Raw genomic sequence first — 659 nt, forward strand, 5'->3', positions numbered from 1 at the left:
CGCTCTTAGACGCCCTGTCCGATCAGATGCACCGTGTTTCAATCGACAGCTTCCAACCGGAAACCCAGCGCTATGCGCTCAAGCGCGGCGTGGGCTACCTGAACGATATCCAAGGATTTCCTGACCCTGCGCTCTATCCCGATATTGCTGAGGCGGACTGCAGGCTGGTGGTTATGCACTCAGCGCAGCGGGATGGCATCGCCACCCGCACCGGTCACCTTCGACCCGAAGACGCGCTCGACGAGATTGTGCGGTTCTTCGAGGCGCGGGTTTCCGCCTTGCGACGGAGCGGGGTCGCTGCCGACCGGCTCATCCTCGATCCGGGGATGGGATTTTTCTTGAGCCCCGCACCGGAAACATCGCTGCACGTGCTGTCGAACCTTCAAAAGCTGAAGTCGGCGTTGGGGCTTCCGCTATTGGTCTCGGTGTCGCGGAAATCCTTCTTGGGCGCCACCGTTGGCCTTCCTGTAAAGGATCTGGGTCCAGCGAGCCTTGCGGCGGAACTTCACGCGATCGGCAATGGCGCTGACTACGTCCGCACCCACGCGCCTGGAGATCTGCGAAGCGCAATCACCTTCTCGGAAACCCTCGCGAAATTTCGCAGTCGCGACGCCAGAGACCGAGGGTTAGATCATGCCTAGCATTCACCTTCCGGCCGC

The 659-nt window shown here is 61.2% G+C and carries 1 protein-coding gene; it reads left to right on the forward strand.

All coding sequences use genetic code 11. From position 1 onward, the window contains the following. On the forward strand, positions 1-641 hold a 641-nt coding region (folP, locus tag R7Q09_RS26140; protein ID WP_050458330.1), incomplete at its 5' end, for a dihydropteroate synthase. Between the last annotated feature and the right edge of the window lie 18 nt (positions 642-659).

The organism is Vibrio sp. 2130-1, from assembly GCF_033339515.1.